A 13,804-nucleotide genomic window follows, 5' to 3' on the forward strand; every position below is an offset into this window, starting at 1 on the left:
GGCTCACAGCACCCGCAGGCGAAGGCGCAGAAGGAAAGGGACCGGCCGTGGCTCATGCGGACGTACGCCGGTCACTCCACGGCCGAGGCGTCCAACGAGCTGTACCGGCGCAATCTCGCCAAGGGCCAGACCGGCCTGTCGGTCGCGTTCGACCTGCCCACGCAGACCGGCTACGACCCCGACCACATCCTCGCCCGCGGCGAGGTCGGCCGGGTCGGCGTGCCGGTCTCCCACCTCGGTGACATGCGGCGGCTGTTCCAGGACATCCCCCTGGAGCAGATGAACACGTCCATGACCATCAACGCCACCGCCATGTGGCTGCTGGCGCTCTATCAGGTGGTGGCGGAGGAGCAGGGCGCGGACATCGCCAAGCTCCAGGGGACGACCCAGAACGACATCGTCAAGGAGTACCTGTCGCGCGGGACGCACGTCTTCCCGCCGGGTCCGTCCCTGCGGCTCACCACCGACATGATCACCTACACGGTGAACCACATCCCGAAGTGGAACCCGATCAACATCTGCAGCTACCACCTGCAGGAGGCGGGCGCCACGCCGGTCCAGGAGATCTCGTACGCGATGTCGACGGCGATCGCCGTGCTGGACGCGGTGTTCGCCTCGGGTCAGGTCCCCGAGGACCGCAAGGGCGAGGTGGTGGCCCGGATCTCGTTCTTCGTGAACGCGGGCGTCCGCTTCGTCGAGGAGATGTGCAAGATGCGCGCCTTCGGCCGCATCTGGGACAAGATCACCCGTGAGCGGTACGGGATCGAGAACCCCAAGCAGCGCCGGTTCCGCTACGGGGTGCAGGTCAACTCGCTGGGCCTCACCGAGGCCCAGCCGGAGAACAACGTCCAGCGCATCGTGCTGGAGATGCTGGCCGTGACGCTGTCGAAGGACGCACGCGCGCGTGCCGTCCAGCTGCCGGCCTGGAACGAGGCGCTGGGCCTGCCCCGGCCGTGGGACCAGCAGTGGTCCCTGCGGATCCAGCAGGTCCTGGCGCACGAGAGCGACCTGCTGGAGTACGACGACATCTTCGCCGGGTCCCATGTCATCGAGGCCAAGGTGGACGCGCTCGTCACCGAGTGCCTGGCCGAGATCGACCGGATCCAGCAGATGGGCGGCGCGATGGCCGCCGTCGAGTCCGGCTACCTCAAGTCGCAGCTGGTGGCCTCGCACGCCGAGCGGCGGGCGAGGATCGAGGCCGGCGAGGAGAAGATCGTCGGCGTCAACTGCTTCGAGTCCACCGAGCCCAATCCGCTGACCGCGGACCTGGACACCGCGATCCAGACCGTGGACCCGGCGAACGAGGCGCGGGTCGTCGCGGCACTCCACGAGTGGCGCGACAACCGCGACGAGAGCCGTGCCCAGGAGGCCCTGGCCGCCCTCAAGGCCACCGCCGCGGGGGACGGGAACCTCTTCGCCGCGACGCTGGAGTGTGCCCGTGCGGGGGTCACGACCGGCGAGTGGGCGTGGGCGCTGCGGGACGTCTTCGGCGAGTTCCGTGCGCCGACGGGCGTCTCGTCCGCCCCGGTCGCGGTCGCGGCCGAGGAGGGCACCCCGCTCGCGGCCGTCCGGGAGAAGGTCGCCCGGACGGCCGGCGAGCTGGGCGCGGGACGGCTGCGGCTGCTGGTGGGCAAGCCGGGCCTGGACGGCCACTCCAACGGGGCCGAGCAGATCGCCGTACGGGCCCGTGACGCCGGTTCGAGGTGGTCTACCAGGGCATCCGGCTCACGCCGGAGCAGATCGTGGACGCCGCGCTCGCGGAGGACGTGCACTGCGTGGGGCTGTCGATCCTGTCCGGGTCGCACGCCGAGCTGGTGCCGGACGTGCTGAACCGGCTGCGCGAGGCCGGCGCCTCCGACATTCCGGTCATCGTCGGCGGAATCATCCCGAGTGCCGACGCCGCGGAACTGAGGCGTGCGGGTGTGGCCGCCGTCTTCACCCCGAAGGACTTCGGAATCACCGAGATCATCGGCCGTATCGTCGACGAGATCCGGAAAGCGAACAAGCTCAACCCCTAGAAAGCTCGGAGGTCCCCGCATGACCGAGACCACCCCCGTGAACCGGCTGCGTCCGCGCCGCTCCTGCCTGGCCGTGCCCGGCTCGAACCCGCGCTTCCTGGAGAAGGCCCAGGGCCTCGACGCCGACCAGGTGTTCCTGGACCTGGAGGACGCCTGTGCGCCGCTCGCCAAGCCGGAGGCGCGCCACACGATCGTGAAGTTCCTCAACGAGGGCGACTGGGCGGGCAAGACCCGCGTCGTGCGGGTCAACGACTGGACCACCGAGTGGACGTACCGGGACGTCGTCACGGTCGTCGAGGGCGCGGGCCAGAACCTGGACTGCATCATGCTGCCGAAGGTCCAGAACGCGGCGCAGGTCGTCGCCCTGGACATGCTGCTGACCCAGATCGAGAAGACCATGGGCTTCGAGGTCGGCCGGATCGGCATCGAGGCGCAGATCGAGAACGCCCAGGGCCTGAACAACGTCAACGAGATCGCGCAGGCGTCGCCCCGCGTCGAGACGATCATCTTCGGCCCGGCCGACTTCATGGCGTCGATCAACATGAAGTCGCTGGTCGTCGGTGAGCAGCCGCCCGGCTACCCGGCGGACGCCTACCACTACATCCTGATGAAGATCCTGATGGCGGCCCGCGCGAACAACCTCCAGGCCATCGACGGCCCCTACCTGCAGATCCGCAACGTGGACGGTTTCCGCGACGTCGCCGGCCGCGCCGCGGCGCTGGGCTTCGACGGCAAGTGGGTGCTGCACCCGGGCCAGGTCGAGGCGGCCAACGAGGTGTTCTCGCCGTCGCAGGAGGACTACGACCACGCCGAGCTGATCCTGGACGCGTACGCGTACTACACGTCCGAGGCGGGCGGCAAGAAGGGCTCCGCGATGCTCGGCGACGAGATGATCGACGAGGCCAGCCGCAAGATGGCGCTCGTCGTCGCGGGCAAGGGCCGGGCCGCCGGCATGCAGCGCACCAGCACGTTCCAGGCCCGGAGGCGTAAGACATCATGCAGTTCGGACGCACCTACGAAGAGTTCGAGGTCGGCGCGGTCTACAAGCACTGGCCCGGGAAGACGGTCACCGAGTACGACGACCACCTCTTCTGCCTGCTGACGATGAACCACCACCCGCTCCACATGGACACGAACTATGCGGAGAAGACGACGGACTTCGGCAAGAACGTCGTCGTCGGGAACTACATCTACTCCCTGCTGCTGGGCATGTCCGTGCCGGACATCTCGGGCAAGGCGATCGCCAACCTGGAGATCGAGTCGCTGAAGCACGTGGCGCCGACCTTCCACGGCGACACGATCTACGGCGAGACGACCGTGCTCGACAAGTGGCCGTCCAAGTCCAAGGACGACCGGGGCATCGTCTACGTCGAGACGAAGGGCTACAAGCAGGACGGCACGCTCGTGTGCGTGTTCCGCCGCAAGGTGATGGTCCCCACCGAGACGTACATCAAGGAGCGCGGCGGCGAGCAGCCCGGCCGCCCGGAACTGAAGGCCCAGGAGAAGTAGCCATGTCCCGACTCGCGCAGACCCACGGTCTCACCGATGTCCAGCAGGAGATCGTGTCCACCGTCCGGGAGTTCGTCGACAAGGAGATCATCCCGGTCGCCACGGAGCTGGAGCACCGTGACGAGTACCCCCAGGAGATCGTCGACGGCCTGAAGGAGCTCGGCCTGTTCGGCCTGATGATCCCCGAGGAGTACGGGGGTCTGGGCGAGTCCCTCCTGACGTACGCGCTGTGCGTGGAGGAGATCGCCCGCGGCTGGATGTCCGTCTCGGGCATCATCAACACGCACTTCATCGTGGCGTACATGCTCAAGCAGCACGGCACGCAGGAGCAGAAGGACACCTTCCTGCCGCGCATGGCGGCGGGCGAGGTACGCGGCGCGTTCTCGATGTCGGAGCCGGGCCTCGGCTCGGATGTGTCGGCCATCACATCGAAGGCGGTCAAGGACGGTGACGAGTACGTCCTGAACGGTCAGAAGATGTGGCTGACGAACGGCGGCACGTCAACGCTGGTCGCCGTTCTCGTCCGAAGTGACGAAGGACACCCCGAGGGGACCGCCCCGCACAAGTCGATGACGACCTTCCTGGTGGAGAAGGAGCCCGGCTTCGGCGAGGTGCGGCCGGGACTGACGATTCCCGGGAAGATCGACAAGATGGGTTACAAGGGTGTCGACACCACGGAACTCATCATGGACGGGCTGCGCATTCCGGCCAATCGCGTCCTCGGCGGGGTCACCGGCCGAGGGTTTTACCAAATGATGGACGGCGTCGAGGTCGGCCGGGTGAACGTGGCGGCCCGTGGCTGCGGTGTCGCGCAGCGTGCCTTCGAGCTGGGCGTCTCGTACGCCCAGCAGCGGCATACTTTCGGCAAGCCGATCGCCCAGCACCAGGCGATCCAGTTCAAGCTGGCCGAGATGGCTACCAAGGTCGAGGCCGCTCATGCCATGATGGTGAACGCAGCACGCAAAAAGGACTCCGGGGAACGAAACGACCTCGAAGCAGGCATGGCGAAGTACCTCGCCTCCGAGTACTGCAAGGAAGTGGTCGAGGACGCCTTCCGCATTCACGGCGGATACGGGTTCTCGAAGGAGTACGAGATCGAGCGTCTCTACCGCGAGGCGCCGATGCTGCTCATCGGTGAAGGTACCGCCGAGATCCAGAAAATGATCATTGGTCGCCGGCTGCTCGAGGAGTACCGCTTGCAGGGCTGATTGTCGGTTTTGGGTCGATATGGCCGCGAAGAAGATCACACCGAGTCATCTTCTTCCGGCCTTCGACTCGGCTTCTGGCTTGCCCAGTTGCGGCCCGCAACCGATAGCATCGCCGAAAAGCCGCCGTCCCCGTTCCCAGCGCGGCATCATCCGCTACGAAGGTCTTCCATGCCCCACAGCCAAACCTCTGCACACCGCGACAGCCTCAAGGGCGTACGCCTCGCGCGCGGAGCATCGCCGTGGCTTCTGCCGACCGTCGCCACCGCGGCCCTCAGCCTCGTCCGTGCGCGCCGCTCCCGGCGGGCCAGGGCGATCGCCGTGCCGGCCACCGCTCTCGCGGCCGGCATGCTGTGGTTCTTCCGCGACCCCGAGCGCGAGATCGCGCAGGGCCGGGTCATCTCGCCCGCCGACGGCGTGGTGCAGAGCATCATGCCGTGGAAGGACGGACGCACCCGGGTCGCCATCTTCATGAGCCCGCTGAACGTCCACGTCAACCGCGCCCCGCTGGCGGGCACGGTGACGTCCGTGGAGCACATCCCGGCGGCTTCGTGCCGGCGTTCAACAAGGAGAGCGAGAACAACGAGCGCGTTGTCTGGCACTTCGACACCGAGCTCGGCGACATCGAGATGGTGCAGATCGCCGGCGCGGTCGCGCGGCGCATCGTGCCGTACCTGGCCCAGGGCACCAAGGTGGAGCAGGGCGAACGCATCGGTCTGATCCGCTTCGGCTCGCGCGTCGACATCTACCTCCCGGAAGGTGTGGACGTCGCCGTCGAGGTCGGTCAGACCATGACCGCGGGGGTGACTCGCATTGACCGTGATTGACCCCGAGACCCAGGCCGAATGGGTCGCCGAGGCCGAGGCGGAGACCGCGGACGAGCAGGAGGAGATGCCGCTGTCGCTCCGCCTGTCGATAGCGGACACGCTCACGCTCGGTAACGCCACGTGCGGTTTCATGGCGGTGTACTTCACCACCACGGGCATCCTCATCCCGCACCTCACGGGCAGCGACGAGACGGGCATGGCGCGGCACTCCGCCGCGACCGCCGTGATCCTGATGCTGTGCGCGGCGGTCTTCGACCTCTTCGACGGGCTCGTGGCGCGCAAGCTGCGCAGCTCGCCGATGGGCGCGGAGCTGGACAACCTGTCGGACCTGATCAGCTTCGGTCTGGCCCCGGCGTACTTCGTCCTCGTCTACGGGATGGTCACGCACGACGCGCACCAGCGGGTCTCCGCGGTCGCGGCCATCGTGGTGCTGCTCGCGGTCGTGATGCGGCTGGCGAGATTCTCGGTCGTGACGATGAAGGACGGCATGTTCCAGGGCATGCCGAGCCCCTTCGGCGCGCTGACGGTCGTGTCGATCGTGCTGCTGGAGCTGCCGTTCATCCCGACGCTGCTGGCGATCGTCGGCACGGCGTGGCTGATGGTGAGCCGGGTCGAGTACCCGAAGCCGCGGGGTGCCCTCGCGGTGGCGATGCTCAGCTGGATCGTCGGCGCGATGGGCCTGCTGGCCGCGTGGGCGTTCGACGCGCCGGGCGGTCAGCTGCTGCTGCAGACCGGCTGTGCGCTCCAGGTGGTGCTGGGCGCGGTGATCCCGCTGTTCGCCACGGCGCGGCGGGTGAACACGTTCCGCGACAACCGGCGCGAGAGCCGCGAGGCGCGGGCCGCGCAGCTGCCGTAACGGTCCGCTGACCGACGAGAAGGGCCCGGGTGCGGGAGACCGCACCCGGGCCCTTCCGCGTGCTCCTACGGCCGCTCCAGCGCCTTGTAGTAGTACGTCGTGGGGCGCGGCACCCCGGCCGGGTCGCCCGCGTAGCCGGGGATGGTGCCGGCGCGGGTCCAGCCCGCCGTGCGGTACAGGCCCTCGGCGGGGCTGCCGCTCTCGGTGTCCAGGACGAGGAGCGTGAGCCCCGCCTCGGCGGCGGCGCGCTCGGCGGTCTCCAGCAGGGTGCGGCCGAGGCCCCGGCCGCGGGCGGCGCGGTGGACGAGCAGCTTGGAGATCTCGCCGCGGTGCCGCTGGTTCGGGTAGGACGCCCGGACGAGCGTGACGACGCCCAGGACGGCCTCCCCGGGCCCACGGGCGGCCCAGACGCTACGGGCGCCGCTCTCGGCCTCCTCGGCCGCGGAGAGCCACCAGGAAGCCGCGTCGGTGGCCTCCAGCGGCGCCAGGAACCCGACGGACGCCCCCGAGTGGACGGCGTCCTGGAGCAGCACGGCGAGCCCCTCCCCCGCCTCGGCACGGATGCGCGCGGCGGTGAGGGGCTCGATACGGAGGGTGTGATCGTCCATGATCGGATCCTCGCACCACCGTGTTGCGCCTCGGTGACGGGCCCTTCGTCCGGGCGCCCGGCACTCCGTGAGCGCCGGGCGGCGGACTACAGCAGGAAGTCGCGGGCGATCCGCGCCGCCGACTGTTCCAGGAGGGGGCCCGCCTCGGCGATGCAGCGGGCCGTGTCCGGTTCCAGGTCGGTCAGCGGGTAGGCGCGGCGGATACCGGCGGCCGTCAGGGCCTCCTCGGGCAGCGCGAGGCGGCCGCACACGGCGACGACCTCGATGCCCGCCGCGCGGGCGGCCGACGCGACGCCGGCCGGGGCCTTGCCGTGGAGGGTCTGCTCGTCGAGGGAGCCCTCGCCGGTGACTACGAGCGTGGCGCGGCCCAGCGCCTCGGTGAAGCCGAGGATGTCCAGCATCAGCTCGATGCCGGGCCGGAAGCGCGCCCCGAGGCCGACCAGCGCCCCGTAGCCGATGCCGCCCGCGCCGCCCGCGCCGGGCGACACGGCGGCCTCCGCGGCGCGCGGGCCGACGGCCTTCTCCAGCACGGTCACGTAGTGGGCCAGCGCCGCGTCCAGGACCGCCACGTCCTCGGGGCTCGCGCCCTTCTGCGGGCCGAAGACCGCCGGGGCGCCCTTGGGGCCGGTGAGCGGGTTGTCGACGTCGCTGGCGAGGACCAGGTCCACGTCGGCGAAGCGCGGGTCGAGGTCCGACAGGTCGGCGGTGGCCAGCTCGCGCAGCCCCCCGCCGCCGGCCCCGACCGGCCGGCCCTCCGCGTCCAGGAAGCGGGCGCCGAGCGCGGCGAGCATCCCGGCGCCGCCGTCGGTCGTGGCGCTGCCGCCGACGCCGAAGACGATGGTGCGGGCGCCCGCGTCGAGCGCGGCGCGCAGCAGCTCGCCGGAGCCGTACGTGGTCGCCGTGAGGGGTGCGAGGACGCCCTCGGGCAGCCGCTGGAGGCCGGACGCCTCCGCCATCTCGACGACGGCGGTGCCGTCCCGCAGGGCGTACGCGGCCGTGACCGGCTCGCCGAGCGGGCCCGTCACGGAGACCTCGCGCCGCTCGAACCCGGCGGCCACCGCGGCCGCGACCGTACCGTCGCCGCCGTCCGCGACCGGCAGGGTCTCCACCCGCAGGTCGGGGACGACCCGCCGGAGCCCGGCCGTCACCCGCTCCGCGACCTGGACGGCCGTGAGCGACCCTTTGAACTTGTCGGCCGCCACGAGCACGTGTGCGGCCTCAGTAACTGCTCCGTCCGTCACCCTTGCATCCCTTGCTATCGAACAGGCAGTCGCGCCAGAGCCGACCCTATCCGGAGCGTGAGACGGCGTGCCACCCCCTGATATGCCGAGATTGCGCACCATAGTGGGGCGACATGAGCACGGAAGCGATCGATCAGCCCGCGGGCGGCGCCGGGCCCGAGGCTCCGGAGAGCCCGGCGGGTCCCCCGGCCGGCCCGATCACGCGGTCGTCGGGATCGGCGTCGCCGCCGTCGCCGCGGTGGTCCTGTGGGCCTGGCTCGGCAAGGATTCCTTCGACAGCGCGTCCTCCACCGGCCTGTCCTGAGTCCTGGACAACTTCGGCTGGCTCTTCGTCGTCGCAGCGGACACCTTCCTCGTGCTGTGCCTGGTGATCGCCTTCAGCAGGTTCGGGCTGATCCGGCTGGGCCGGGACGACGCGGAGCCGGAGTTCGGCAACCTCGCCTGGATCGCGATGATGTTCAGCGCGGGCATGGGCATCGGCCTGATGTTCTACGGAGTCGGCGAGCCTCTCACGCATTTCCTGACGCCCCCGCCGGGGAGCGGGGCGCAGCCCGGGTCGGGCGACGCGGCCCGTGCGGCGATGGAGCACTCGTTCTTCCACTGGACGCTCACCCCGTGGGCGATCTACGGCATCGCCGGCCTGGCGCTGGCGTACGCGGGGTTCCGCAAGGGCCGGGGCAACCGGCTGAGCGCAGTGTTCGTGCCGCTCATCGGGGAGCGGCGGGCGGCGGGGTGGCCGGGCCGGGTGATCGACCTGCTGGCCGTGTTCGCGACGGTCTTCGGTACGGCGACGAGTCTGGGTCTGGGCGCGCTGCAGGTGGCGGAGGGGCTGTTCCTGACCGCCGGGATCCGTGGCGGCAGGGCCACGGAGCTGGTCATCATCGTGGCGCTGTCGGCGGCGTTCGTCGCCTCGGCGTTCTCGGGGCTGCACCGGGGCGTCAAGTGGCTGTCGACGCTGAACATCGGGCTCGCGGCCGGTCTGATGGTGTTCGTCTTCCTGATCGGCCCGACGGTCTACGTCCTGGACACGATCCCGGCGTCCGTCGGGGGCTATCTGCAGAACGTGCTTCCCATGGCGACCCGCACCGGCGCGTTCTCCGACCACGCCTGGCTGGGGTCGTGGACGATCTTCTACTGGGCGTGGTGGCTGTCGTGGGCGCCGTTCGTGGGCACGTTCATCGCGCGCATCTCACGCGGGCGGACGATCCGTGAGTTCCTCATCGGGGTGCTGCTCGTGCCGAGCGGAGCGACCGTCATCTGGTTCTGCGTGATGGGCGGTTCGGCGCTGCGGCTGGAGTCGACGGGCGCGGCGGACCTGGCGGGCGCGGTCGAGGAGGGCGCGGAGGCGTCGCTGTTCGCGATGCTGGACGCGCTGCCGATCGGGGCGGTCACGTCGTTCGTGGCGATGGTGCTGGTCATGACGTACTTCGTCACGAGCGCCGACTCGGCGTCCCTGGTGATGGGCTCGCTGACCAGCCGCGGCGCGCTGCACCCGCCGACCTGGCTGGTGGTGCTGTGGGGCGTGCTGATGGCGGCGGTCGCGGCCGTGCTGCTGGTCGTGGGCGGGCTGAACTCGCTGCAGACCGCGACGATCCTGGTGGCGCTGCCGTTCGTCGTCGTGATGCTGGTGCTGTGCTGGGCGCTGGTGACGGAGCTGCGGGAGGACCCGGGGGCGGGCCCGGCCCGGCACCACGCGCTGCACCGGCTGGGGACGTGGTGCGGACGATGGTCGGCGACGTGGTGACGGAACGGGCGCCGACGCGCCACCACCGGCTGCGCCGGGCCGCCCGGGCCCGTACGGAGTCCGACGAGGAGGGCTGAGGCAGGCCCTAGGCTGGCGGGGTGACCACCTCTGACTACGCCACGTACATCGCCGGCCTGCCCAAGGTGCTCGCCGGTGCCGCCTGTCTGTTCCGCGACGCCGAGGGGCGCGTCCTGCTGGTCGAGCCCAACTACCGCGAGGGCTGGGCGCTGCCGGGCGGGACCATCGAGTCCGACTGCGGCGAGACGCCGCGCCGGGCCGCGCGCAGGGAGACGCTGGAGGAGATCGGGCTGGACGTCGAGCCCGGCGCGCTGCTGGCCGTCGACTGGGTGCTGGGGCGGGAGCGGCCGCCGATCGTGGCGTACGTGTACGACGGCGGCGTGCTGGACGGGGAGCGGTTCCGGGCGATCCGGCTCCAGGAGGAGGAGCTGATCTCCTGGAAGCTGGTGGAGCGGGAGGACATTCCGCGGTACCTGCTCGGCTCGCTGGGTCCGCGGGTGCTGGCCGCACTCGACGTGCTGGAGGCCGGCGGGGGGCCGGTGGAGCTGGAGAACGGCGTGCCGGCCGGGCGCTGAGGTGGCCCACGGGCGGGCCGCCCGCGCGGTCGTCGTCGCCGTGTACTGCGCCGGCCTCGCCGTCGGGACGGTCACCCATGTGTCGGACGTGGTCCTGCACGGGCCGTTGCCGCACGCGGCGTTCGCGCCCTGGTGGGTGGATCTCTACTGGACGTCGCTGGCCGTCCTCGACCCGCTGGCGCTCGTGCTGCTGGTGCGGGGGCGGCGGGCGGGCGTCGACCTGCTGTGCGCGGTCATGGCGACCGACCTGGCCGCCAACGCGTACGCCGTCCTCGTTCTGAAGGGCGAGGCCGCCGGGGACTTCCCCGGGCTGCAACGGCTCGCGCTCTTCGGACTGTTCGTGGCGGTGACGGCGCCGTGGCTGCGGCGGCGCCCGGAGCGCGCGCCGGGGTAGCGCGGATCGCTCCTTCGCAGGTGGGGCCCGTTGTCCGAGGGCACAGGGGTGGGGTCGCCGCGTACGCTCGCGGCATGACCCTCGTCGCGATTCTCAGTGGTGCCGGAATCTCCACCGACTCCGGGATCCATGACTACCGGGGCCCCAACGGGCTGTGGCGGCGGGACCCGGAGGCCGAGAAGCTCGTCACGTACGCGTACTACATGGCGGACCCGGACATCCGGCGCCGGTCGTGGCGGATGCGGCTGGACGGGCCGGTGCTGCGGGCCCGGCCGAACGCAGCGCACCGGGCCGTGGCCGAGCTGGAGCGGACGCCCGGCTTCGCGGTGCGGGTGCTGACGCAGAACGTGGACGGGCTGCACCAGCTGGCCGGGATGCCCGGGCGCAAGGTGCTCGAACTGCACGGCACCGCGCGAGCCGTGGTGTGCACGCGGTGTCATGCGCGGTCGCCGATGGAGGAGGCGCTGGAGCGGGTCGTGGCGGGCGAGGACGACCCGGCGTGCCTGGCGTGCGGGGGGATCCTGAAGTCGGCGACGGTGATGTTCGGGGAGCGGCTGGATCCGGTGGTGCTCGGCGAGGCGATGGGCATCGCCAAGGCGGCCGAGGTGTTCATCGCGGTGGGCTCGTCGCTCCAGGTGCAGCCGGCCGCCTCGCTGGCGGGGATCGCCGCCGAGCACGGGGCGCGGCTCGTCGTCGTGAACGCCGAGCCGACCCCGTACGACGCACTGGCCGACGAGGTGGTGCGGGAGCCGATCGGGACGGCGCTGCCCGCGCTGCTGAAGCGGCTGCGGGACGCCTAGAACAGGGCCTCGGGCTCCTCGGGGCCGGTGGCGCCGCTCTCGAAGGCGAGCAGGCGGCGCTTGCGGTCCAGGCCGCCGCCGTAGCCGGTGAGGCTGCCGCTCGCGCCGATGACGCGGTGGCAGGGGACGATGATCCCCACCGGGTTGCGGCCGTTGGCGAGGCCGACCGCGCGGGAGGCGCCGGGGCTGCCGAGGGCGTCGGCCAGGTCGCCGTACGTGCGTGTCTCGCCGTACGGGATCTTCCGCAGCCGCTCCCAGACGCGCTGCTGGAACGGGGTGCCCGCCAGGTTCAGCGGCAGGTCGAAGTCGGTCAGTTCGCGGGCGAAGTAGGCGTCGAGCTGGCGGACCGTCTCGCCGAAGGGGCGGGGGTCGGGGTCGCCGAAGGTCTCCTCGGGCGGGCGGTGGCGCTGCTCCGTCATGTAGAGGCCGCTGAGGACGCCGTCGGTGGCGACGAGGGTGAGGGGGCCGTAGGGGCTGTCGACGACGGTGTGCTGTCGGTGGGTCATGGCTGGTTCCTCAGGCGGGGAGGTGGTTGATCGGGTGGCTGTCGGTCGCCCAGAGGTACTGGACGGCGTAGGCGCGCCAGGGGCGCCACCGGGCGGCGCGCGCGGTGAGCGCGGCCGGGGTGGAGGGCAGTCCCAGTCCGGCGGCGGCGCGGCGGACGCCGAGGTCCGTGGGGAGGAACGCGTCCGGGTCGCCCAGGGCGCGCATGGCGACGACCTCGACGGTCCAGGGGCCGATGCCGGGCAGGGCGAGCAGCTGGGCGCGGGCCTCCTCCCAGTCGCTGTCGAGGCCGAGTTCGACGCGGCCGTCGGCGAGCCCGGCCACCAGGGTGGTGAGCGTGGCGCGGCGGGTGCGCGGGAGGGCCAGTGCCTCGGGGTCGAGGGCGGCCAGCGCCTCGGGGGTCGGGAACAGGTGGGTTAGGCCGCCCTCGGGGTCGTCGACGGGCGTGCCGTGCGCGGTGACGAGGCGGCCGGCGTGGGTGCGGGCGGCGGCGGTGGAGACCTGCTGGCCGAGCACGGCGCGTACGGCGAACTCGGCGGCGTCCACGGTGCGGGGCACCCGGCGGCCGGGCGCCCGCTCCACGAGCGGGGCGAGCAGGGGGTCGCCGCGCAGTTCCCCGTCGACGGCGACGGGGTCGGCGTCGAGGTCGAGGAGCCAGCGGCAGCGGCTGATGGCGTGGGTGAGGTCCCGGTGGTCGGTGAGGGTGAGGCGGCAGGAGATGTGGTCGGGCCTCGGGGCGAGGGCGACGATGCCGTGCCCGTACGGGAGGGTGAGGGTGCGGCGGTAGGCGCCGTCCCGCCACTCCTCGACGCCGGGGACGGCGGTGGCGGCGAGGTGGCCGAAGAGGTTGGACGGGTTGAGGGGCTCGCGGTACGGCAGGCGCAGGGTGATCACGCCGGGGGTGGGGGTCCGGTCGGTGGTGCCGCGGCGGGTGGCGCGCAGGCGCAGCTCGCCGGGGGCGAGGGCGAAGACCTCGCGGACGGTGTCGTTGAAAGTGCGGACGGAGGAGAACCCGGCCGCGAAGGCGACGTCCGCCATGGGCAGCGCGGTCGTCTCGATCAGGACGCGGGCGGTCTGGGCGCGCTGGGCCCGGGCCAGGGCGAGCGGTCCCGCGCCCAGTTCGGCGAGCAGCTGGCGTTCGATCTGGCGGGTGGAGTAGCCGAGCCGGGCGGCGAGCCCGGGGACGCCCTCGCGGTCGACGACGCCGTCGCGGATGAGGCGCATGGCGCGGGCGACGGTGTCGGCGCGGGCGTTCCACTCCGGGGAGCCGGGCGTGGTGTCGGGACGGCAGCGCTTGCAGGCCCGGAAGCCGGCCTGCTGGCAGGCGGCGGCGCTGGGGTAGAAGGTCATGTTCTCCGGCTTGGGCGGCACGACCGGGCAGCTGGGGCGGCAGTAGATGCGGGTGGTGAGGACGGCGGTGAAGAACCAGCCGTCGAAGCGGGCGTCCTTGGACTGGACGGCCCGTACGCAGCGCTCGGTGTCGGTGTGCATGCCTCCAGGATGGG

The 13,804-nt window shown here is 71.6% G+C and carries 10 protein-coding genes and 4 pseudogenes; 10 read left to right on the top strand and 4 right to left on the bottom strand.

Features of this window, described 5'->3' with window-relative positions:
- The first annotated feature begins 54 nt into the window (after positions 1–54).
- The 6 genes and pseudogenes from ABEB09_RS04860 (at position 55) to pssA (ending at position 6,415) form a co-directional block, all read left to right on the top strand.
- Positions 55–2,018 (top strand): annotated as a pseudogene (locus ABEB09_RS04860) (protein meaA).
- 19 nt (positions 2,019–2,037) lie between these two features.
- Positions 2,038–2,994 (top strand): annotated as a pseudogene (locus tag ABEB09_RS04865) (HpcH/HpaI aldolase/citrate lyase family protein); the annotation flags it as partial.
- A 20-nt stretch (positions 2,995–3,014) separates the two neighbouring features.
- On the top strand, positions 3,015–3,527 hold the full coding sequence (locus ABEB09_RS04870; protein ID WP_345687440.1) for a MaoC family dehydratase: 513 nt from the start codon (positions 3,015–3,017) through the stop codon (positions 3,525–3,527).
- A 2-nt stretch (positions 3,528–3,529) separates the two neighbouring features.
- Positions 3,530–4,735 carry an acyl-CoA dehydrogenase family protein gene (locus ABEB09_RS04875; RefSeq protein ID WP_345687442.1) on the top strand — a complete coding sequence of 402 codons (1,206 nt, stop codon included), beginning with the start codon at positions 3,530–3,532 and terminating at the stop codon, positions 4,733–4,735.
- Positions 4,736–5,080: 345 nt separating this feature from the next.
- Positions 5,081–5,559 (top strand): annotated as a pseudogene (locus ABEB09_RS04880) (phosphatidylserine decarboxylase).
- The gene (pssA, locus tag ABEB09_RS04885) at positions 5,552–6,415 is read left to right on the top strand and encodes a CDP-diacylglycerol--serine O-phosphatidyltransferase (RefSeq protein ID WP_345693841.1); all 864 of its coding nucleotides are present in this window, start codon (positions 5,552–5,554) and stop codon (positions 6,413–6,415) included. Before ABEB09_RS04880 ends, pssA begins: the two are co-directional and overlap by 8 nt.
- A gap of 65 nt (positions 6,416–6,480) precedes the next feature.
- On the opposite strand, the gene ABEB09_RS04890 is transcribed toward pssA, so the two are convergent.
- A complete protein-coding gene (locus ABEB09_RS04890) occupies positions 6,481–7,023 on the bottom strand; it encodes a GNAT family N-acetyltransferase (RefSeq protein ID WP_345687444.1) in 543 nt (180 codons plus the stop codon).
- Positions 7,024–7,109: 86 nt separating this feature from the next.
- The gene (locus ABEB09_RS04895; protein ID WP_345687446.1) at positions 7,110–8,264 is read right to left on the bottom strand and encodes a glycerate kinase; all 1,155 of its coding nucleotides are present in this window, start codon (positions 8,262–8,264) and stop codon (positions 7,110–7,112) included.
- 214 nt (positions 8,265–8,478) lie between these two features.
- On the opposite strand from ABEB09_RS04895, the pseudogene ABEB09_RS04900 reads away from it, so the two are divergent.
- The 4 genes and pseudogenes from ABEB09_RS04900 (at position 8,479) to ABEB09_RS04915 (ending at position 11,795) form a co-directional block, all read left to right on the top strand.
- Positions 8,479–10,085, top strand: a pseudogene (locus tag ABEB09_RS04900) (BCCT family transporter).
- Between the two features lie 21 nt (positions 10,086–10,106).
- Entirely contained in the window at positions 10,107–10,601 is a 495-nt protein-coding gene (locus tag ABEB09_RS04905) for an NUDIX domain-containing protein (protein WP_345687448.1), read from the top strand.
- 1 nt (position 10,602) lies between these two features.
- A complete protein-coding gene (locus ABEB09_RS04910; protein ID WP_345687450.1) occupies positions 10,603–10,995 on the top strand; it encodes a hypothetical protein in 393 nt (130 codons plus the stop codon).
- 74 nt (positions 10,996–11,069) lie between these two features.
- The gene (locus ABEB09_RS04915; RefSeq protein WP_345687452.1) at positions 11,070–11,795 is read left to right on the top strand and encodes an SIR2 family NAD-dependent protein deacylase; all 726 of its coding nucleotides are present in this window, start codon (positions 11,070–11,072) and stop codon (positions 11,793–11,795) included.
- Here ABEB09_RS04915 and ABEB09_RS04920 read toward each other — a convergent pair.
- Both ABEB09_RS04920 and ABEB09_RS04925 read right to left on the bottom strand, forming a co-directional pair.
- Positions 11,792–12,301: a methylated-DNA--[protein]-cysteine S-methyltransferase gene (locus tag ABEB09_RS04920; protein ID WP_345687454.1), complete on the bottom strand. Its 510-nt coding sequence runs from the start codon at positions 12,299–12,301 to the stop codon at positions 11,792–11,794. The two genes, ABEB09_RS04915 and ABEB09_RS04920, sit on opposite strands and share 4 nt — an antisense overlap.
- 10 nt (positions 12,302–12,311) lie before the next feature.
- Positions 12,312–13,790, bottom strand: coding sequence for an AlkA N-terminal domain-containing protein (locus tag ABEB09_RS04925; RefSeq protein ID WP_345687456.1), 1,479 nt, complete (start codon positions 13,788–13,790; stop codon positions 12,312–12,314).
- Positions 13,791–13,804: the final 14 nt, after the last annotated feature.

The organism is Streptomyces coeruleoprunus (assembly GCF_039542925.1).
Taxonomy (GTDB): domain Bacteria; phylum Actinomycetota; class Actinomycetes; order Streptomycetales; family Streptomycetaceae; genus Streptomyces; species Streptomyces coeruleoprunus.

Coding starts and splice junctions, on each gene's coding strand:
- ABEB09_RS04870 (WP_345687440.1), top strand. CDS start 3,015: ATGCAGTTCGGACGCACCTACGAAGAGTTCGAGGTCGGCGCGGTCTAC.
- ABEB09_RS04890 (WP_345687444.1), bottom strand. CDS start 7,023: ATGGACGATCACACCCTCCGTATCGAGCCCCTCACCGCCGCGCGCATC.
- ABEB09_RS04915 (WP_345687452.1), top strand. CDS start 11,070: ATGACCCTCGTCGCGATTCTCAGTGGTGCCGGAATCTCCACCGACTCC.
- ABEB09_RS04925 (WP_345687456.1), bottom strand. CDS start 13,790: ATGCACACCGACACCGAGCGCTGCGTACGGGCCGTCCAGTCCAAGGAC.
- ABEB09_RS04920 (WP_345687454.1), bottom strand. CDS start 12,301: ATGACCCACCGACAGCACACCGTCGTCGACAGCCCCTACGGCCCCCTC.
- ABEB09_RS04875 (WP_345687442.1), top strand. CDS start 3,530: ATGTCCCGACTCGCGCAGACCCACGGTCTCACCGATGTCCAGCAGGAG.